This window comes from Mycolicibacterium pulveris (assembly GCF_010725725.1).
Taxonomy (GTDB): domain Bacteria; phylum Actinomycetota; class Actinomycetes; order Mycobacteriales; family Mycobacteriaceae; genus Mycobacterium; species Mycobacterium pulveris.
In genome coordinates this window covers 2,560,748-2,579,421 of the sequence record NZ_AP022599.1, presented here as the reverse complement: position 1 = coordinate 2,579,421, position 18,674 = coordinate 2,560,748, and the positions used below count along the sequence as shown (strand labels likewise).

At 68.6% G+C, this 18,674-nt stretch carries 17 protein-coding genes, 1 pseudogene and 1 riboswitch; of the genes and pseudogenes, 9 read left to right on the top strand and 9 right to left on the bottom strand.

The window, feature by feature from the left end; all coding sequences use genetic code 11:
- Nucleotides 1-44: 44 nt before the first annotated feature.
- Nucleotides 45-249: riboswitch (cobalamin riboswitch) on the bottom strand.
- A gap of 32 nt (nucleotides 250-281) precedes the next feature.
- Nucleotides 282-1,082 carry an enoyl-CoA hydratase/isomerase family protein gene (locus tag G6N28_RS12435; RefSeq protein WP_163906176.1) on the bottom strand — a complete coding sequence of 267 codons (801 nt, stop codon included), beginning with the start codon at nucleotides 1,080-1,082 and terminating at the stop codon, nucleotides 282-284.
- A 110-nt stretch (nucleotides 1,083-1,192) separates the two neighbouring features.
- Between G6N28_RS12435 and glgX the strand changes: the two genes are divergently transcribed.
- Nucleotides 1,193-3,319, top strand: coding sequence for a glycogen debranching protein GlgX (glgX, locus tag G6N28_RS12430; RefSeq protein WP_163900665.1), 2,127 nt, complete (start codon nucleotides 1,193-1,195; stop codon nucleotides 3,317-3,319).
- An 8-nt stretch (nucleotides 3,320-3,327) separates the two neighbouring features.
- Here the strand turns inward: glgX and G6N28_RS12425 are convergent, their stop codons facing one another.
- The gene (locus G6N28_RS12425) at nucleotides 3,328-3,579 is read right to left on the bottom strand and encodes a hypothetical protein (RefSeq protein WP_163906174.1); all 252 of its coding nucleotides are present in this window, start codon (nucleotides 3,577-3,579) and stop codon (nucleotides 3,328-3,330) included.
- A gap of 318 nt (nucleotides 3,580-3,897) precedes the next feature.
- Between G6N28_RS12425 and G6N28_RS12420 the strand changes: the two genes are divergently transcribed.
- Entirely contained in the window at nucleotides 3,898-4,458 is a 561-nt protein-coding gene (locus G6N28_RS12420) for a TetR/AcrR family transcriptional regulator (RefSeq protein ID WP_163900663.1), read from the top strand.
- 146 nt (nucleotides 4,459-4,604) lie between these two features.
- Entirely contained in the window at nucleotides 4,605-5,678 is a 1,074-nt protein-coding gene (locus G6N28_RS12415) for a cellulase family glycosylhydrolase (protein ID WP_163900661.1), read from the top strand.
- Here G6N28_RS12415 and G6N28_RS12410 read toward each other — a convergent pair.
- On the bottom strand, nucleotides 5,675-7,030 hold the full coding sequence (locus tag G6N28_RS12410) for a maltokinase N-terminal cap-like domain-containing protein (protein ID WP_163900659.1): 1,356 nt from the start codon (nucleotides 7,028-7,030) through the stop codon (nucleotides 5,675-5,677). The genes G6N28_RS12415 and G6N28_RS12410 overlap by 4 nt on opposite strands.
- Complete coding sequence (gene treS / locus G6N28_RS12405; protein ID WP_163900656.1) at nucleotides 7,027-8,829, bottom strand: maltose alpha-D-glucosyltransferase; 1,803 nt, start codon at nucleotides 8,827-8,829, stop codon at nucleotides 7,027-7,029. The genes G6N28_RS12410 and treS overlap by 4 nt, the downstream gene beginning before the upstream one ends.
- 60 nt (nucleotides 8,830-8,889) lie before the next feature.
- On the opposite strand from treS, the gene G6N28_RS12400 reads away from it, so the two are divergent.
- Both G6N28_RS12400 and pyrE read left to right on the top strand, forming a co-directional pair.
- Complete coding sequence (locus tag G6N28_RS12400) at nucleotides 8,890-9,690, top strand: HugZ family pyridoxamine 5'-phosphate oxidase (RefSeq protein ID WP_163900654.1); 801 nt, start codon at nucleotides 8,890-8,892, stop codon at nucleotides 9,688-9,690.
- Nucleotides 9,691-9,704: 14 nt separating this feature from the next.
- Nucleotides 9,705-10,274, top strand: a complete 570-nt coding sequence (gene pyrE, locus G6N28_RS12395; protein ID WP_163900653.1) for an orotate phosphoribosyltransferase — start codon at nucleotides 9,705-9,707, stop codon at nucleotides 10,272-10,274.
- A gap of 1 nt (nucleotide 10,275) precedes the next feature.
- Here pyrE and G6N28_RS12390 read toward each other — a convergent pair whose 3' ends face one another.
- Nucleotides 10,276-10,725, bottom strand: a complete 450-nt coding sequence (locus tag G6N28_RS12390) for a hypothetical protein (RefSeq protein WP_163900650.1) — start codon at nucleotides 10,723-10,725, stop codon at nucleotides 10,276-10,278.
- A gap of 89 nt (nucleotides 10,726-10,814) precedes the next feature.
- Here G6N28_RS12390 and G6N28_RS12385 point away from each other — a divergent pair, with 89 nt between their 5' ends.
- Nucleotides 10,815-11,327, top strand: coding sequence for a MarR family winged helix-turn-helix transcriptional regulator (locus G6N28_RS12385; protein WP_163900648.1), 513 nt, complete (start codon nucleotides 10,815-10,817; stop codon nucleotides 11,325-11,327).
- Here G6N28_RS12385 and G6N28_RS12380 read toward each other — a convergent pair whose 3' ends face one another.
- From G6N28_RS12380 to G6N28_RS12365, 4 genes and pseudogenes are all read right to left on the bottom strand, one after another.
- Nucleotides 11,328-12,362, bottom strand: a complete 1,035-nt coding sequence (locus G6N28_RS12380) for an ABC transporter ATP-binding protein (RefSeq protein WP_163900646.1) — start codon at nucleotides 12,360-12,362, stop codon at nucleotides 11,328-11,330.
- Nucleotides 12,359-13,150: an ABC transporter permease gene (locus tag G6N28_RS12375; RefSeq protein WP_163900644.1), complete on the bottom strand. Its 792-nt coding sequence runs from the start codon at nucleotides 13,148-13,150 to the stop codon at nucleotides 12,359-12,361. The genes G6N28_RS12380 and G6N28_RS12375 overlap by 4 nt, the downstream gene beginning before the upstream one ends.
- Entirely contained in the window at nucleotides 13,147-13,992 is an 846-nt protein-coding gene (locus G6N28_RS12370) for an ABC transporter permease (protein ID WP_163900643.1), read from the bottom strand. Before G6N28_RS12370 ends, G6N28_RS12375 begins: the two co-directional genes overlap by 4 nt.
- 22 nt (nucleotides 13,993-14,014) lie before the next feature.
- Nucleotides 14,015-15,139, bottom strand: a pseudogene (locus G6N28_RS12365) (ABC transporter substrate-binding protein).
- Between the two features lie 105 nt (nucleotides 15,140-15,244).
- Here G6N28_RS12365 and G6N28_RS26830 point away from each other — a divergent pair.
- The 3 genes from G6N28_RS26830 to G6N28_RS12350 all read left to right on the top strand — a co-directional run bounded on the left by G6N28_RS26830 (nucleotide 15,245) and on the right by G6N28_RS12350 (nucleotide 18,515).
- On the top strand, nucleotides 15,245-15,700 hold the full coding sequence (locus G6N28_RS26830) for a hypothetical protein (protein ID WP_179962063.1): 456 nt from the start codon (nucleotides 15,245-15,247) through the stop codon (nucleotides 15,698-15,700).
- 31 nt (nucleotides 15,701-15,731) lie between these two features.
- Nucleotides 15,732-16,142 (top strand): TIGR03668 family PPOX class F420-dependent oxidoreductase, encoded by a 411-nt coding sequence (locus tag G6N28_RS12355; protein ID WP_163900642.1) that lies wholly within the window; start codon nucleotides 15,732-15,734, stop codon nucleotides 16,140-16,142.
- A 207-nt stretch (nucleotides 16,143-16,349) separates the two neighbouring features.
- Entirely contained in the window at nucleotides 16,350-18,515 is a 2,166-nt protein-coding gene (locus G6N28_RS12350; RefSeq protein WP_163900641.1) for an elongation factor G-like protein EF-G2, read from the top strand.
- The last annotated feature ends 159 nt before the right edge of the window (nucleotides 18,516-18,674 follow it).

Below are 18,674 nucleotides of genomic sequence, written 5' to 3'. Positions count from 1 at the left end.
TTCGGCCACTGCCCATTCCGCGAGGCGATGAACCACCGGACGCGGCGCGTCCGGTACAGCTGGCAGGTCTTCGGACTCACAGGCGCGCACCGAAGTGCCCCTACTGACCGTCGCTTCCCAGCCCGATGGGCCAGTGCCGTTGACGGCGGTCGTTCCTGTACACCGCTGCGGGACAGTCCCGGATTCCCACCGGGTTCCCTCTCGCCACCCATCTCGTCGAGGCGGGTGGCTCGATGCCGCCGCCAAACCTCGGCGTCGGCAGACCAGCTGCATGGTCCAGCCTATCCGACGGTGGGGTCCACCGGCCTTCCCGTCCACCGCGGCGGCCGCCCGGCCAGGTGCGCGCGCACCCCTTCACGCGCGTCGTCGTGCGCCATCAGCCGCAGGTGGATCTCGGTTTCGCGGCGACCGACGGCGGCGCGGTCCAGATCGAACGAGTCCCACAGCAGCCGCTTGCTGGCGGCCACCGACATCGGTGCGGTGTTGTCGGCGATGTCGTGCGCCATTTCGAGCGCGGCGGCGAGGACGTCGTCGGCGTCCAGGACCCGGCTGCCCAGCCCCAGCTCGACCGCGCGTCGACCGTCGAAAGTGGCTCCGGTCAACAGGATCTCGGCGGCGTTGGCGATGCCGACCAGCCGCGGCAGCACCCAGTGGGAGTAGGCGTCACCGACCACGCCGCGTCGCACCTGAACCACCCCGTAACGGGCGTCGGCGGCGAAGAACCGGATGTCGCACTGCAACGCCAGGGTCAACCCCAGCCCGATGGCGTGTCCGTTCACGGCGGCGATCACCGGCTTGCTCAGCGTCCATGCGGGCACGTCGATGCCCGCCGCGCTGAAGCCCTCGCCGGGCCGGGCGAACGTGTCTTCGCCCGACGACAGGTCCGCGCCCGCGCAGAACGCCGGCGGGGTGCCGGTCAGCACCACCGCCCGGATCCGGTCGTCACGCTCGCAGCTGCGATACGCGTCGGCGAGTTCCTCCCGCATGCCGTCGCCGACCGCGTTCCGCTGCCGCGGCCGGTTCAGGGTGATGGTCGCCACGCCGCCGTCCACAGCGGTCAGCAACGTCCGATACGTGCGCATCGTCTCAGCATTCCTCACGGTCGAGCACGTTCGAGCTTTCGCGATTGCGATGCGGCCCGATTGGGCATTCCCCGTATCGTCTCGTCAACTGATCACTGGAGCGTGCAATTTTGGAAGTCTGGCCCGGTAAGGCATATCCCTTCGGCGCCACCTACGACGGAACCGGCACCAACTTCGGGCTGTTCAGCGAGGTCGCCGACAAGGTGGAGCTGTGCCTCTTCAGCGACAATGGAGCCGGACGGCTCGAAGAGTCGCGGGTGATGCTGCCCGAGGTCGACGAGTTCGTCTGGCACGGCTTCATCCCGAACATCGAGCCGGGGCAACGCTACGGCTACCGGGTGCACGGCCCCTACGACCCGGCCGAGGGGCTGCGCTGCAACCCGAACAAGCTGCTGCTGGATCCGTACTCCAAGGCCATCGACGGCAACTTCGACTGGAACCAGTCGCTGTTCGGCTACACCTTCGGCGACCCCGACAGCCGCAACGACGACGACTCGGCGGCCAGCATGCCCAAGTCCGTCGTCATCAACCCGTTCTTCGACTGGGGTAACGACCGCTCGCCGGGCTACGAGTACGCCGACAGCGTGATCTACGAAGCCCACGTCAAGGGGCTGACCCAGACGCACCCCGACATCCCCGAGCAGATTCGCGGCACGTATGCCGCCGTCGCGCATCCGGCGATCATCGAACACCTGACCGAGCTGGGGGTCACCGCGCTCGAGTTGATGCCGGTACACCACTTCGCCAACGACTCCACGCTGCTGGAGCGGGGCCTCACCAACTACTGGGGCTACAACACCATCGGCTTCTTCGCCCCCGACTCCAAGTACAGCTCCAGCCCCAACCCGGGCGGGCAGGTGCAGGAGTTCAAGGCGATGGTGCGCGCGCTGCACGAAGCCGGCATCGAGGTGCTGCTCGACGTCGTCTACAACCACACCGCCGAGGGCAACCACCTGGGGCCGACGGCCAGTTTCCGCGGCATCGACAACCCCGCCTACTACCGGCTGGTGGAGGACGACAAGCGCTACTACATGGACTACACCGGCACCGGCAACAGCCTCAACGTCGGGCACCCGCATTCGTTGCAGCTGATCATGGATTCGCTGCGGTACTGGGTCACCGAGATGCACGTCGACGGGTTCCGGTTCGACCTGGCCTCGACGCTGGCGCGCGAGTTCTACGACGTGGATCGGCTGTCGACGTTCTTCGAACTCGTGCAACAGGATCCGACGGTCAGCCAGGTCAAGCTGATCGCCGAGCCCTGGGACGTCGGGCCGGGCGGCTATCAGGTCGGCAACTTCCCGCCGCAGTGGACCGAGTGGAACGGCAAGTACCGCGACACCGTCCGCGACTACTGGCGCGGTGAACCGGCCACGCTCGACGAGTTCGCCTATCGGCTGACCGGCTCGTCCGACCTCTACGAGCACACCGGACGCAGGCCCGTCGCGTCCATCAACTTCGTCACCGCACACGACGGCTTCACGCTTCGGGACCTGGTGTCCTACAACGAAAAGCACAACGAGGCCAACGCCGAGGACAACAACGACGGCGAGAGCCACAACCGGTCCTGGAACTGCGGCGTCGAGGGTTCGACCGACGACCAGGAGGTCAACGCGCTGCGGGCCCGCCAGCAGCGCAACTTCCTGACCACGCTGCTGCTGTCGCAGGGCGTGCCGATGATCAGCCACGGCGACGAGCTCGGCCGCACCCAGCAGGGCAACAACAACGTGTACTGCCAGGACAACGAGCTGTCGTGGATCGACTGGCCGAACGCCGACACCGAGCTGTTGGAGTTCACCCGCACGGTCTCGGCGCTGCGCGCCGCGCACCCGGTGTTTCGGCGCCGACGGTTCTTCTCCGGGGACACCGTGCGCGGCCGCGGGGGCGGCGAGGGGCTACCCGACATCGCCTGGTTCGCGCCGGACGGCTCGGACATGAGCGACGAGGATTGGGACAGCGGGTTCGCCAAGTCGATCGCGGTGTTCCTCAACGGCCACGGCATCCCTTATCTGGACATGCGCGGTCAGCGGGTGATCGACGACTCGTTTCTGCTGTGCTTCAACGCCCACTACGAGCCGATCGAGTTCGCGGCGCCGCCAAGCAATTTCGCACCAGCGTGGCTTCGGGTCATCGACACCGCCGCCGAGGGCGAGGTCGAGCAGTCAGAAGTCGCGGCGGGTGAGAAGGTCAGCGTCGAGGCACGCTCGGTGCTGGTGCTGCACGCACCGCTGGAATGACGCGGGCGTTACTCGACCACGGGGAAGATCGAGCCGTCGTCCTCGGAGCTGCCGTCCTCGGGTCGCTCGGCGGCCAACTTCTCGTCGAGCGACTCACCTTCGGGCTCGGCAGCGATGTGGTCGGCGGCGGCCCACTGCTCCGGTGGATCGACGACCTCGTCGCCGTCCTCGTTTCGGACGTCGTCTGAATCCGTCGCCTCCATCGGGCGCAGAGTGTCCTCGACCCCGCCGGTGTCGTTGGGTGACGCGTCGAATTCCATGTTCTCGGGGTTCTCGGGCTCCACGCCCCTCCGGTTGCCCCACTGCCGCCACGGTTAAACTCCGTATCCGAAGCGTGCGTCAGAAACGTTGCGCGCCAGCGGACTTCCGGATCGAACTTTCACTTTCCATACCAGCCTGTATGGTATGGTCGCGCTCATAGCAACCGTGGCCGCCGCGCTGGCACGGGCCTTGATCACATGTGCCTCCGGTCGGGCGGGCCGGAGTAGGAGCCGACGGGCGGCGGCGCCTACCAGGCGGCCGCGGTTGCCTCAAAACAAAATCATCGCTGGTGTCAATTAGCGGCGTATGCTGCCCCCATGACGGCGCCGACCGGTGCTGGCCGGCGAGTGACGGCCGACGACTGGATTCAGGCCGGATTCGCGGTTCTGGCGGAGGGGGGACCGGCCGCGCTGCGCATCGGCCGGCTGTGCGATCGGCTCTCGGTCACCAAGGGCAGTTTCTACTGGCATTTCACCGATATGCGGGAGTATCGGGCCTCGCTCGCGCAGGCCTGGGGGGACCTGCACGACGAACAACGACGCCGGTTCGAGGAAAGCGCCGAACCCGATCCACGGAAGCGGCTGGCCACGATGTTGCGGACGCTGATGCGGCCCGAGCACTGGGCGCTCGAACGCGCGATGCGGATCTGGGCGTTGACCGACGAGTCCGTGCTGGCAAGCGTTCAGCACAGCGACCGGCGCGTGCGGTGCGCGGTGCGGCAGGCGTTCATCGACTACGGGTTCGAACCGGACGAGGCCGACCTGCGCTCGACGGTGTTGTTCGCCGCCGGTGTCGGCCTGCTGCACGGGTCGGGGTCCAGGCGGGACGTGCCGGCGCCGCTGGGCGAGCGCGTTCTCGACCTCATGCTCCGCAGATAGGAGTTTGCCTCCGCGCCCGGAAATCTGCGGGCCCGTCAATCGCATCTGCATCGTCGTCCGCCCGAATCCCGGCGGCGGGGTTTTGGTTAACTTTTTGCTGGGCAATCCCGATACATCACCAAGACCGGGCCGGAGATAGGGGAATCGTGCGCAAACTCTTCAAGGCGGTCGTCGCGCTGGCGGCCGTGGTGCTGGTGTCCGCGAGCCTCACCCACATGCTCCGTCCCGACTCGGGCCACAGCCGCAGCATTCCCGTCACCGAGACGGCGGCCGTATCCTCGCTGGGGTTTGCTGACTCGTGGCTGTGGTTCCTGTCGCCCGACGACGTGAACCGCCAGCTGGATCTGATGGTCGACACCGGCGTGCGCAGCGCGCGCATCATGATGCCGTGGGCGGGCATCGAGCCGAACCCCGGCGAGTGGAACTGGGGCCAGGCCGACCTCATCGTCAACGCCGCCAACGCGCGGGGCATCGCCGTCGTCGCGCTGCTGAACTCCACGCCCGGTTGGGCCACCGGCGGCGGGCCCGCCATCGCCGCGCCGCCGGCGGCGGCCGAGGCGTACGGGGCCTTCGCGGGCGCGATGGCGTCGCACTTCGCCGGGCGGATCGCCGCGTACGAGCTGTGGAACGAGCAGAACGCCGTGCAGTTCTGGGCGGGTCCGCAGGGCCCGCAGCCCGACCGGTTCGCCGACCTGCTCAAGGCCGCCTATCCGGCGATCAAGGCGGCCGACCCCAACGCCACCGTCGTCGCGGGCGGGCTCAGCCCGACCATCAACTTCTTCTCGGTCACGATGAACCCGGTGACCTACGTCGAGCGGATGTACGCCGCGGGGGCGAAGGGCTTCTTCGATGCGCTGGCGTTTCACCCGTACCTGTTCACCAACAACGCCGCGTCCCGGTTCTCGACCGGTCAGGCCAACTCGCCGCGCGGCCTGTACAACGCGCTGCGCCAGCAGATGGCCGCCAACGGTGACGGGGGCAAGCAGATCTGGGCCACGGAGTTCGGTGAGGCGACGTCGAAGGTCGACGAGGCCACCCAGGCCGAGCGTATCCGCGACTTCATCGTCACGTGGCGCACGCTCGACGGCGCCGGGCCCGCGTTCATCTACACCACCAGGGACCGCGCCACCGGCAGCCCCAACCCGCAGGACAACTACGGCGTCTACCGCACGGACTGGACGCCCAAGCCGGCCGCCGACGTGATGCGCAGCCTGGCTTAACCCACGATCCGGGCGATCGACTTGAGCGGTATCGGAAGCCAGCTCGGGCGATGCCGCACCTCGTAGGTGGCTTCGTAGACGGCCTTGTCCAGCTCGTAGGCGGCGAGCAGCGCCGCCGATTCGCGCGGATCCGCCCCGGCGACCTCGGCGTACCCGGCGCAGAACGACGCGGCGTTGCGGTCCACCCACTCGCGCGCGCGGGCGGCCAGCTGGCGGTCCCGGTCCTCGGCGCCTGAGCTCGACGTCTGATCCATCAGCCGGTGGTAGGCGGCGTATTCGAAGGATCGCAGGATTCCGGCGACGTCACGCAGCGGCGAGTCGGCGCGGCGGCGCTCCTCGAGCGGCTGGCCGGGCTCCCCCTCGAAGTCGATGAGCAACCAGCGTTCCGGGGTGCGCAGCACCTGACCGAGATGCAGGTCGCCGTGGATGCGCTGCACGGTGACGGGTTCGTCGGTGAGCTTGTGGTAGCGCTCTTCGATCAACGACACGTACTGCTGCAGCTCGGGAACCGCCTCCGCCGCCGAGCGCAGCCGCTTGACCATGGTGTCCGTCGGGAAGGGAACGGTCGACGTGCCCAGTTCCGCGGCCAGCGTCGCGTGCACCGACGCCACCGCCTCGCCGAGCCGGTAGGACTCGGCGGCGAAGTCGCCGCCGACCTCGTCGGCGTACAGGTCGCCTTCGGCGAACAGGTCGCGGGTGCTGGTCATCGCCATGTCCCAGCCCTCGGCGGAGTTGGCCGCGAACTCGGCGACCATGCCGAGCGCGTACGGTTCGCCGTCCCAGCGGGTTTCGTACGCGCCGAGCAGCCGGGCCACGTGCGGGTTGCCCGCGGTGGCCAGCACCCGGTTCAGCTCGATGTCGGGGTTGACGCCCGGGGTGATGCGCCGAAACACCTTGAGGATGGCGTGCTCTTCGAACACCACGCTGGTGTTGCTCTGTTCGGCGCTCGACAGCCGCGGCGCCGCCGCCAGCGGCAGCTCGACGCCGGGCTCCTTGCTGAACCGCACATCGCCCACCGTGGCCGAGCTGTCGATGAGCGCCAGCAGTGCCCGAGCGGCGACCGGGTCGTACAGCGCGTCGTACGCGGTGCGTTCGCCGTCGCGGCCGATCCGCGCCTGATCGGCGTACTCCTCGATCGGGTTGGCGTTCCAGTGGACCAGCACCTGGTATCGCTCGGTCGGGCCGTCGGTGTAGGCGACCTCGAGCAGCATGAGCTCGAGGTCCAGCTGGGAGCCCGACTCGACACGGCTGGGCAGTGCCACCACCACGGCGGGTTCGGCGGACGCCAACTCGCGGTTGCGTCCGGCGTACCACCGTTGCTGCGGTAGCCACTCGTCGAACGGCAGGGTCATGGCTGGTCTTTCGGTTCGGGTTCGGGCGCACGCAACGAGAACCAGTAGAACCCATGGCCGGGCAGGGTCAGCAGATATGGCAGCTGACCGATCGACGGGAACTCGACGTATCCGGTCATCTCGATGGGGGTGTACCCACTGTAGGCCTGCAGATTCAGCTCGATGGGCTGCGGAAACCGAGACAGGTTGTTCACGCAGAGCACCGTGTCGGTGCCGTCATCGCGGTTGATCTCCCGGACATAGGTCAGCACCGACGGGTTCGAGCCGCCGAGTTCGTGGAAGGTGCCGATGGCGAACGCCTCGTGGCGACGACGCACGGCCAGCATGGTGCGCGTCCAGTTCAGCAGCGAGTTCGAGACATCCCGCTGGGCTTCGACGTTGACCGCCTGGTATCCGTAGATCGCGTCCTGGTTCGGCGGCAGATACAGCCGTCCCGGCGTGGCGGTGGAGAAACCGGCGTTGCGGTCCGGTGTCCACTGCATCGGGGTGCGCACCCCGTCGCGGTCGCCGAGCCAGATGATGTCGCCCATGCCGATCTCGTCGCCGTAATACAGCATCGGCGAGCCCGGCAGGCTCAACAGCAGCGCGGTGAACAGCTCGATCTGGTTGCGGTCGTTCTCCAGCAACGGCGCCAGGCGCCGGCGGATGCCGACGTTGGCTTTCATCCGCGGATCCTTGGCGTACTCGGTGTACATGTAGTCGCGTTCTTCGTCGGTGACCATCTCCAGCGTCAGCTCGTCGTGGTTGCGCAGGAAGATGGCCCACTGCGCCATCTCCGGGATGTCGGGTGTCTGCGCGAGGATCTCGCTGATCGGAAAGCGTGATTCGCGCCGCACCGCCATGAAAATCCTTGGCATCAGCGGGAAGTGGAACGCCATGTGGCACTCGTCGCCGCCGGTTGCGGGGTCGCCGAAGTACTCGACCACGTCGGCGGGCCATTGATTGGCCTCGGCCAGCAGCACCCGGCCGGGATACTCGTCGTCGATCACCTTGCGGCAGCGCTTCAGGAAGGCGTGCGTCTCGGGGAGGTTCTCGCAGTTGGTGTTTTCGCGCTCGAACAGATAAGGCACCGCGTCCAGCCGGAAACCGTCGATGCCGAGGTCGAGCCAGAACCGCAGGACGTCGAGCATCGCCTCCTGCACGGCCGGGTTGTCGTAGTTCAGGTCGGGCTGGTGCGAGAAGAACCGGTGCCAGTAGAACTGCCTGCGCACCGGGTCGAACGTCCAGTTGGACTCCTCGGTGTCGACGAAGATGATCCGGGCGTCCTTGTACTTCTCGCTGGTGTCGCTCCACACGTAGTAGTCGCCGTAGGGGCCGTCGGGATCCCTGCGCGATTCCTGAAACCACGCGTGCGAGTCCGAGGTGTGGTTCATCACGAGGTCGGTGATGACCCGGATGCCGCGGCGGTGCGCGGCGTCCAGCAGGTCGACGAAGTCGTCGACGGTGCCGAACTCGGGAAGCACCTTGTAGAAGTCGCGGATGTCGTAGCCGCCGTCGCGCAGCGGCGAGTCGTAGAACGGCGGCAGCCAAAGGCAGTCCACGCCAAGCCACTTCACATAGTCGAGCTGTTCGGTCAGCCCGCGAAGATCCCCGATGCCGTCGGCGTTGGAGTCGTAGAAGGCACGCACCAACACCTCGTAGAAGACCGCGCGCTTGAACCACGTGCGGTCCTCGGGCAGCACCCGGGCGTGGCCAAAGTCCTCGGCGGTGGGGTGCTCGACGGTCCTGCCGTCCGGACCCTCCTCGACATGGCTGCCTTCGGACGGGTCGTGTTCGTTGACACCGCTGCGCTGATCCATACCGAGTTCAAACGTACCCAGTCCGCCGGGATTGAACCTGTTGGGCGGTAAGGTGCCGACGTGGCCCTCCGTGATCACGGCGACCCGGGCGACGCGCCCTCGGTTCCTCCCCCGCTGACAGACGTGGTGAACGCCGCTCGCCCGTCCGCGGCCGAGGAGGCCCGCACGATCGCCGCCTCCACCAACGTCGGCACGCTGGCGACCCTGACAGTCGACGGCGACCCGTGGGCGTCGTTCGTGACCTACGGGCTGCTCGGCGGCGCTCCGGTGCTGTGTGTCTCCAACCTCGCCGAGCACGGCCGCAACCTGGGCCACGACCCGAGGGCCAGCATCGCGATCGTCGCACCCGACGCCGAACCCGACCCGCTGGCCAGCGGCAGGGTCACCCTGGCGGGAGTCGCCGAGATCCCCACGGGCGACGAACTGGCCGCGGCCCGCCAGGCGCACCTGTCGGCCGTCGCGTCGGCCAAGTACTACATCGACTACAGCGACTTCACGCTGTGGGTGCTGCGGGTCAACCGGGTCCGCTGGGTCGGCGGATACGGGCGGATGGACTCGGCGACGGGTGAGGCCTACGCCGCGGCCGAACCGGATCCCGTCGCACCCCATGCCGCAGGCGCCGTCGCTCACCTCAACGCCGACCACGCCGACACGCTGGTCGCGATGGCCAAGGTGCTGGGCGGCTACCCCGACACCGTCGCCGCGACCTGCACCGGCGCCGACCGCTACGGGTTGGACCTGCGCGTCACCACCGACCGGGGGGTCGCCTACACCCGGGTCGGCTACGCCGCCCCCATCGATTCGGCCGACGAATTGCGTTCGGCCGCCGTCGAGCTGGCCCGCCGGGCCCGGCAGCCCTGAAATACCATCACCCCATGTCCCGGCGCCCCGACACCTGGCAAGCGGCTTTCGACCTCATCCGCACCCGCGGCTACGAGCACCGCGCCGAGCCGTTCAAACTGGCCAGCGGCCAGCTCAGCCACGATTACATCGACGGCAAGTACGCGATCGACACCGGCGAACGGCTCACGATCGTCAGCCGCGCGGTCGCCGACCTGGCCGCCGGCCACGGCATCGAGTTCGACGCGGTGGGCGGGCTGACGATGGGCGCCGACCCGCTCGCACACGGTGTGGCGATGGTGACCGGCAAGGCGTGGTTCTCGGTGCGCAAGGAACAGAAGAAGCGGGGCCGGGAGCAGTGGATCGAAGGGACCCGGCTACAGCCGGGCACCCGGGTGCTGCTGGTCGACGACGTGATCAGCACCGGCGGCTCAACCGAGATCGCGTTCGACCGGGTGACCGCCGCAGGGGCCGTCGTCACCGGGGTCATCCCGATGGTGGACCGCGGCGACGTCGCCTCGGCCCGCTTCGCCAAGCGCGGGGTGCCGTTCGTCGCGCTGGTCACCTATCGCGACCTGGGCATCGAACCGGTCAAGGACGTCTAGCTCAGCGCACCAGCGCGATAATCACCGACCAGTACCGCTGCTGCTCGGGTTTCGGCATATGCGGTGGGAACGAAACCGTCACCGGGCCAATGTGTTTGAGCCCGCGCGGCACGGCGAACTGTGCCGCCAACGCCGGGGACGCGAACGACTTGACCCGCAGCGTGTCGGTGACCACGGACTGTTCACACTGCGCGGCGCCGCACTCCTGCGCGGTGGTGTCCACCGGATGCGGAGCGGGCAACCCGGCGCGGCTGAGCGCGCGGAGCACATCGTCGACGGTCAGCGTCGGAGCGGGGGCCTGACCGCTGGTGGACGCGCCCAGCGGCCGGCTGTCGGCGGAACTGGTCGCAGGCGGCGTGCCGGTGGGCGGCGCCGGTTCGGCGCACGCCCCGAGCCCCAGCAGCAGCACTGCTGCGCCCGCCGCGGTGATCGTGCCAGTCGACCGTGTCATTTCCCGCCAGTTCGGGTCAGCATCGTCACCCGCACATCTTGCCCACTTCCAGTTGCGTCGGCGCAACCCTTGTCGGCAGGATCCTCGGTATGACTTCAGTACCCGACACCCCGACCGACAGCGGCGAGGACGCGTTGGCCGGCCAGGTCGACGAGGTGCTGCGGGCGTCTCGGGCGATCGTCGGCATGGTCGCAGCCTCGCTCGCCGGTGTCGAGGAACTCGTCACCGTGCCGCAGCTGCGGGTGCTGGTGATGGTGCACACCCGGGGCCCGTTGAACCTCGGGGCGGTCGCCGCCGGGCTGGCGGTCAACCCGTCCAATGCCAGCCGAACCTGTGAACGGCTCATCCAGGCGGGCCTGCTCAACCGGCGGGAATCGGCCATCGACCGGCGCAACATCACGTTGACGCTGACCCCGGCCGGGCAGCGGCTGGTCGACAAGCTGACCCAGCGGCGGCGCGAGGAGATCGAACGGGTGCTTCGCACGATGACGCCCGCCGAACGCAGCGCGGTCGGCGCGGCGATGGGGGCGTTCGCCTCGGCGGCAGGCGAACCCGAGGACGAGGCCCGGCTTCTCGCCTTGATGTGGCCCCGCACGACCTGATCAGGCGGGCACCACCAGCACCCCGCCGGATTCGACGCCGATGCTCACCGCGTCACCGGGCGTCAACGCCCGCGCCTGCGCGCTGGCCATCTGCGCGCTGAGCACCAGGCCGTCGGGCAGCGTGAGATATACCCGCGAGATCGGCCCGAGGAAGGCCACCGAGGTGACGGTCGCCGTGCCCGCGGGGTCGGCGACGACGGTGATCGCCTCGGGACGCACCATCGCCAGCCCGGGCCCGGAGGTCACCGAGCCCGGCAGGGTGGGCACCGAGACGCCGAGCACGTGCGCGTGTCCGCCCGACACCTGTGCGGGCACCTTGTTGGTGAGCCCGACGAACTCGGCGACGAACGGTGTCGCCGGGCGGGCGTACACCTCGGCAGGCGGTGCCAGTTGTTCGAGCCTGCCCTGGCTCATCACGCCGACCCGGTCGGCGACGGCCAGCGCCTCCTCCTGATCGTGCGTGACGAACACCGTCGTCGTGCCGACCTCGAGTTGCACTCGCCGGATCTCGTCGCGCAGCGCGGCACGCACCTTGGCGTCCAGCGCCGAGAGCGGTTCGTCGAGCAACAGCACGCGCGGCGCGATCGCCAGCGCGCGGGCCAGCGCGACCCGCTGCTGCTGACCGCCCGACAGTTCGCTGGTGAACTTGTCGCGGTGCTCGGCCAACCCGACCATGTCGAGCATGTCGGCGGCCCGAGAAAGCCGTTGTCTCTTGGAGTTTCCGCGCATCGTGAGCCCGAACGCGACGTTGTCGAGCACGGTCAGGTGCGGGAACAGGCTATAGGCCTGAAACACCATGCCCATGTCGCGCTTGTTCGCCGGAACGTCGCTGATGTCGCGCCCGTCGACGGCAACGGAACCCGACGTGGCGTCGTCCAGGCCGGCCAGGATGCGGAGCGCGGTGGTCTTGCCGCAGCCCGAGGGCCCCAGCAGGGCGATGAGTTCCCCGGGTGCGATGTGCAGCGTGAAACCGTCGAGTGCCTTGACGGCGCCGTAGCTGCGGGTGACGTCGGTGAAGTCGACCGAGACGCTCACGGCAGCACACCCTCGACGCGCCGCCGCCCGCGGGTCAGCAGCGAAAGCGCGAGCAGCAGAACGAAACCCAACAAGAGCACGGCCAGTGACGCGGCCACCGAGGTCGGGCCGTCGTTCTTGCCGATCGCCACGATCTGCACCTGCAACGTCTCAAAGCCGGACAGCGACGCGATGGTGTACTCGCCCAGCACCACCGCGATCGAGATGAACGCCGCGGACAGGATCCCCGACCAGATGTTCGGCACCACGACGCGAAGGATCGTGGCGGTCCACCCGGCACCCAGCGACCGGGCGGCCTCGGTGAGCGTCTGCAGGTCGATCGCCGACAGCGCCGCGTCCAGCGCGCGGTAGGCGAACGGCAACACCAGCACGACGTAGACGAACGTCAGCGTCAGGGCGGATTCGCCGAGAAGATAGGTCACCCACAGATACACGTTGCGCAGGCCCACGACGATCACCAGCGCCGGGATGGTCAACGGCAACAGGCACAGGAATTCCACCATGCCCTTGGCCCACGGTGCGCGTAGCCGCACCCAGATCATCGTCGGCACCAGCAGCACCAGCATCGCCGTGACGGTGAACACCGCCAGCAGCAGGGATATCACGATCGCCGAGTACAGCGCGTCGTCGGTGATCAGGTTGGCCCATGCGCGCAAGGTTCGCCCGCCCGCGACGAGATCGCGGGTGGAGAAGTCGGCCATCGCGTAGAGCGGGAACAGGAAGAACGTCCCGAACAGCAGCCACAGCAGCGCCCGAATGAGCTTGCGGCCCAGCGTCGTCCGGCTCATCGCAGCCACCGCGCGCTGCGTCGCACCAGCATGTTGTAGGCCACCATCACCACCGCCACGACCACCACCATCTCGAGCGCCAGCGCGTAGGCGAACCCCGACTGGCCGAGCACCACCTCACTGGTCAGCGCCGCCCGGATCAGCAGCGGCACGATCGGGCTGCCCTGGCTGACCAGCGCGGCCGCCGTCGCGTACGCGGCAAAGGCGTTGGCGAACAACAACAGCGTCGCGCCGAGGAACGCGGGCGTCAACAGCGGCACCGCGACCCAACGGAAGTACTGCCACCGCGTTGCGCCGAGGCTGACCGCCGCTTCCCGCCACTGCACCCGCAGCCCGTCGAGCGCAGGCAGGAAAACCAGCACCATCAACGGGATCTGGAAGTAGGAGTACACCAGGATCAGCCCGGTCAGGCTGTACAGCCAGCCCGAGCCCGCCAGGTTCCAGCCGAACGCCTGCTGCAGCCACAGCGTCAGCACACCGTTGAGGCCCACCGTCGCCAGAAACGCGAAAGCCAGCGCCACGCCGCCGAATTGAGCCAGCACACTGCACACCGAGAGCACACCGCGACGCACCATCGAGGTGGGTGGGCTGCTGGCGATCAACCAGGCCAGCACCGTGCCGAACACCGCGCCGATGATCGCCGTGCTACCCGACAGCAGCAGGCTCTTGGACAGCGCCGCCAGCGCCGCCCCCGAGAACAGCGCCTGGATCTGGCCAAGCGAGAACGCCCCGTCGGCGAAGAACGCGTTGACGATCACCGTCACGGTCGGGACGAGAAGAAACGTCACCACGATCGCCAGAAACGGCAACAGCGGCAGCGCCTCGCCGAATCGCCTGCGCATCGCTGGTCCCGGCATGGGACGGTCAGCCGACCGCGCCGGCCCAGTGCTCGGCCAGATAAGCGGTCGCCTTCTCGGTCTCCTCCGGGCTGGGCACCGTGACCGGTCCGTCGATGATGGGCAGGGTCGCGGCCGCGGCCGAATCGAGGGTGCCGTCGGTCATCATGTTGTCGGCGCGCGCGGGCCGGACCCCGCCGGCGGCGAACAGGTTCTGGCCCTCGTCGCTGAAGAGGAACTCCTGCCAGAGCCGGGCCGCGGCCGGGTGCGGGGCGTCCTTGTTGATCGCCTGGTAGTAGTAGCCCGCGACGGGGTACTACGGCGGCACGAACACCCGCCAGGACGGCAACTTCTGGCTCTGCGCGGCGTTGAGGTAGTTCCAGTCGATCACCACCGGCGTCTGGCCCGATTCGATGGTGGCCGGCGTCGGGTCGACCGGCAGGAAGTTGCCCGCCTGGTTCAGCTTGCGGAAGAACTCGACGCCCGGAGCGATGTCGTCGACCGAACCGCCCTGCGACAGCGCCACCATCAGCACCCCGGAGTAGGCCGCGCCGGCCTGGGTGGGATCGCCGTTGAGCGCGACCTTGCCCCGGAACTCCGGCTTGAGCAGGTCGTCGACGCTGGTCACCTCGGGCACCTTGGCCGAGTCATACCCGATCGACATGTAGCCGCCGTAGTCGTTGACCCAGGTGCCCTCGCGGTCCTTGAAGGCCGCCGGGACGTCGTCGAAGGTGGTGACCCGATAGGGCGCGAACATCGAGGTGTTGGCCAGCGCGACCGCCTGACCGAGGTCGAAGACGTCGGGCGCGGTCGATCTGCCCTTCTGCTGGGTGGCCGCGTTGATCTCCTCCTGGCTGGAGGCGTTGGGCTGCAACGAGTTCACCTTGATGCCGTACTTGTCCTCGAAGGTCGAGATGATGGTGCCGTAGTTAGCCCAATCCGGCGGCAGCGCAATGACGTTGAGCTCACCTTCCTTCTTGGCCGCCTCGATGAGCCCGTCCATGCCGCCGAAATCGGCCGCCGAGGTGGCCTCGCCGGCCTTGACCCCGGACTGCGTCTGCTCCCCTCCGCTGTCCTTCTCCGGTGGGGCGCAGGCCGCCGAGCCGACGAGCAGGAGCGCGGACGCGGTGACGGCCGCCAGGCGTGATTTCATCGTTGCCAACCTTCCGAGTCGGGTGAGCGCGCTCGCACCCTATCGCGGTCGCGGATGCTGCGCGACGGCCGTCGACGGTGCTCATACCGGCGATAGCATCGGTGGATGGCTGAGCGCGAGGTCGCGTCGTTCGACGCCTTCGACCCGAGCACCTGGCGCTTCGAACCCGTTCCCACGCCGTGGTATCGAGGCAGGCAGGCGATGGCGGCGCTGTTCGCGGTGGCCGCCGCGGCGGTGGCCATCGTCGTGTCGGGGGCGTTGCTGCTGTTCGACGGGTCCGACGCCGACGTCGTCGTCGAGCAGGGTCCGACCGCGACGTCCGCGCCGCGCCCCGCCCCGTCGTCGGCGCCCGTCGCCACCAGCGCCGGACCGTCCGCGCCGCCGCCCCCGGTCGCGCCGCCCCCTGCGCCCGCCGAGGTGACCGCCCAGCCCGTCGTACCGCCGCCGGCGCGCACCGCCGAGGTGGCGTCGCCGACGCGGGTCACCAAGGAACCCGAGTTCGGGGTGACGCGCACCAAGGAGACGCGCAGGCCGATCAGCGTCGCACCGCGACGGCCCTAGCGCTTGGCGCAGCCTGGAATAGGCTGGGCCCATGGCCGAATTCGAGGACGCCGCGGCCATGTTCGGGGAGTCGCCGGTGGCGATGCTGGCCACCGTCGGGGCCAACGGCGCGCCACACCTGGTGCCCGTGGTGTTCGGCGTGCACAACGGCGTCGTCTACACGGCCGTCGACGCCAAGCGGAAGTCCACCCAACGGCTGCGGCGACTGACCAACATCGAGGCCAACCCCCGGGTGAGCATGCTGGTCGATCATTACGACGAGGACTGGACGCAGCTGTGGTGGGTGCGCGCCGACGGACTGGCCGAGGTGCACTACAGCGGCGAGGCTCTTGCCGTCGGCTATGCGCTGCTGCGCAGCAAATACCCTCAGTACCAACGGATTGCGTTGGACGGGCCGGTGGTGACCGTGGCCGTCGACCGGTGGACGTCCTGGCGCGCCTGAAGCCTCACGCCTGCCCACTCGGGCGCCGACTTCTGCGTGAGGGCTGCCCGACGGCCCTTGAGCACGACCCTGGTGAAGAAATCGACGCGCTGAACCTGTCGACGGCACAGCGGTAAACGCCCCACGCCGCAAAAGTCGCCGGATCCCTTGTGCTCGGTGTCGGTTCGGGGAATGGTGGGGTACACACCACCGTCAGGAGGCACTGCCATGGCTGACAAGACGACAACTTCCGGTGGTGCCGGAGCCGCCCCCACCGCGGACAGTCCGGCCGCCATCCGAAACGTGGTGCTGGTGGGCCCATCGGGTGGCGGCAAGACCACACTCGTCGAAGCCCTGCTCGTCGCTTCCGGAGTACTCAACCGGGCCGGCTCGGTCGTGGAAGGCACCACGGTGTGCGACTTCGACGAGGCCGAGATCGCCCAGCAGCGCTCGGTCGGGCTGGCGCTGGCGTCGCTGAAGCACGACGGCATCAAGGTCAACCTCATCGACACCCCCGGCTACGCCGACTTCGTCGGTGAACTGCGCGCCGGCCTGCGCGCCGCGGACTGTGCGCTGTTCGTGATCGCGGCCAACGAACACGTCGACGAGCCGACCAAAGCGCTGTGGCAGGAGTGCAGCCAGGTCGGCATGCCGCGCGCGGTGGTGATCACCAAGCTCGATCACGCCCGCGCCGACTACGACACCGCGCTGGCCGGCATCCAGCAGGCGTTCGGGGACAAGGTGCTGCCGCTGTATCTGCCCGCGAATTCGCCGTGCACGGGCCTGATCGGGTTGCTGACGCAGACGCACTACGAGTATTCCGACGGCGAGCGCACCGATACCCACGAGCCCGACGCCTCTTACGCCGACGCGATCGAGGAGATGCGGGGCACCCTGATCGAGGGGATCATCGAGGAGTCCGAGGACGAGACGCTCATGGAGCGCTATCTCGGCGGCGAGCAGATTGACCAGTCGGTGTTGATCGACGATCTGGAGAAGGCCGTCGCGCGCGGCTCCTTCTTCCCCGTGATCCCGGCGTGCAGCGGCACCGGCGTCGGCACCCAGGAGCTGCTGGAGATCATCACCAGCGCCTTCCCGCCGCCGCCCGAACACAAACTGCCCGAGGTGTTCACGCCGCAGGGCAAGCCGCGGGAGGGGCTGGCCTGTGACCCGAAGGGCCCGCTGCTGGCCGAGGTCGTCAAGACGACGTCGGACCCGTACGTGGGCCGGGTCAGCCTGGTGCGGGTGTTCTCGGGCACCATCAATCCGGACGCGACCGTGCACGTGTCGGGCCACTTCACGTCGTTCTTCGGCGAGCCGGGCCACAACGGCTCGGCCGTCAGCCACGAAGATCACGACGAGGACGAGCGCATCGGGACGCTGTCCTTCCCGCTGGGCAAGCAGCAGCGTCCCGCGGCGTCGGTGATCGCGGGCGACATCTGCGCGATCGGACGACTGAGCCGCGCCGAAACCGGTGACACGCTGTCGGACAAGTCGGACCCGCTGGTGCTCAAGCCGTGGATCATGCCCGAGCCGCTGCTGCCGATCGCGGTGCAGCCGCGCGCCAAGACCGACGAGGACAAGCTGTCGGTCGGGTTGCAGCGGCTCGCCGCCGAGGATCCCACGCTGCGCATCGAGCAGAACCGCGAGACCCACCAGATCGTGCTGTGGACGATGGGTGAGGCCCACGCCGGCGTGGTGCTCGACGGGCTGCAGCGCCGCTACGGGGTCGCCGTCGACACCGTCGAGCTGCGGGTGCCGCTGCGAGAAACGTTCGCCGGCAAGGTCAAAGGGCACGGCAGGCATGTCAAGCAGTCCGGCGGGCACGGCCAGTACGCGGTGTGCGACATCGAGGTGGAGCCGCTGCCGGAGGGGTCGGGGTTCGAGTTCGTCGACAAGGTGGTCGGCGGCGCGGTGCCGCGACAGTTCATTCCCAGCGTCGAGAAGGGGATCCGGGCGCAGATGGAGAAGGGGGTGGGCGCCGGCTATCCGGTCGTCGACATCCGGGTCACCCTGTTCGACGGCAAGGCGCACAGCGTGGACTCGTCGGACTTCGCGTTTCAGACGGCCGGCGCATTGGCGCTGCGTGAGGCCGCCGCGGCCACCAAGGTGAACCTGCTCGAACCGGTCGACGAGGTGTCGGTGCTGGTGCCCGACGACCTGGTGGGCACCGTGATGGGCGATCTGGCGGGCCGTCGCGGCCGGGTGCTGGGCACCGAGAAGGTCGACGACGACCGCACGCTGGTCAGGGCCGAGATCCCCGAGGTGGAACTCACCAGGTACGCCATCGACCTGCGCTCGATGGCCCACGGCGCCGGGTCGTTCACCAGGTCTTTCGCCCGCTATGAGCCGATGCCCGAGCACGCCGCCGCCAAGGTCCTGGCGTCGGCCTGAGAACAGCGGATTCTGCGGCGGCTGTCAGGACATTCTCAGGCGGCGTTCCTACCGTCGGGCGCTGTGCAAGACCGGACTCATCTGCTTCGCCATTTCGTCGTGACCATCCTGCTCGGGCTCTTCGCGCTGGTGGTCACCTGGCTGTGCCTGTTCAACGGC

Bases quoted from the DNA above. Each gene is read 5' to 3' on its own strand.
- G6N28_RS12435 (WP_163906176.1), bottom strand. From the start codon at position 1,082: ATGCGCACGTATCGGACGTTGCTGACCGCTGTGGACGGCGGCGTGGCG.
- G6N28_RS12425 (WP_163906174.1), bottom strand. From the start codon at position 3,579: ATGGAATTCGACGCGTCACCCAACGACACCGGCGGGGTCGAGGACACT.
- G6N28_RS12420 (WP_163900663.1), top strand. From the start codon at position 3,898: ATGACGGCGCCGACCGGTGCTGGCCGGCGAGTGACGGCCGACGACTGG.
- G6N28_RS12410 (WP_163900659.1), bottom strand. From the start codon at position 7,030: ATGACCCTGCCGTTCGACGAGTGGCTACCGCAGCAACGGTGGTACGCC.
- treS (WP_163900656.1), bottom strand. From the start codon at position 8,829: ATGGATCAGCGCAGCGGTGTCAACGAACACGACCCGTCCGAAGGCAGC.
- pyrE (WP_163900653.1), top strand. From the start codon at position 9,705: ATGTCCCGGCGCCCCGACACCTGGCAAGCGGCTTTCGACCTCATCCGC.
- G6N28_RS12390 (WP_163900650.1), bottom strand. From the start codon at position 10,725: ATGACACGGTCGACTGGCACGATCACCGCGGCGGGCGCAGCAGTGCTG.
- G6N28_RS12385 (WP_163900648.1), top strand. From the start codon at position 10,815: ATGACTTCAGTACCCGACACCCCGACCGACAGCGGCGAGGACGCGTTG.
- G6N28_RS12375 (WP_163900644.1), bottom strand. From the start codon at position 13,150: ATGAGCCGGACGACGCTGGGCCGCAAGCTCATTCGGGCGCTGCTGTGG.
- G6N28_RS12370 (WP_163900643.1), bottom strand. From the start codon at position 13,992: ATGCGCAGGCGATTCGGCGAGGCGCTGCCGCTGTTGCCGTTTCTGGCG.
- G6N28_RS26830 (WP_179962063.1), top strand. From the start codon at position 15,245: ATGGCTGAGCGCGAGGTCGCGTCGTTCGACGCCTTCGACCCGAGCACC.
- G6N28_RS12355 (WP_163900642.1), top strand. From the start codon at position 15,732: ATGGCCGAATTCGAGGACGCCGCGGCCATGTTCGGGGAGTCGCCGGTG.
- G6N28_RS12350 (WP_163900641.1), top strand. From the start codon at position 16,350: ATGGCTGACAAGACGACAACTTCCGGTGGTGCCGGAGCCGCCCCCACC.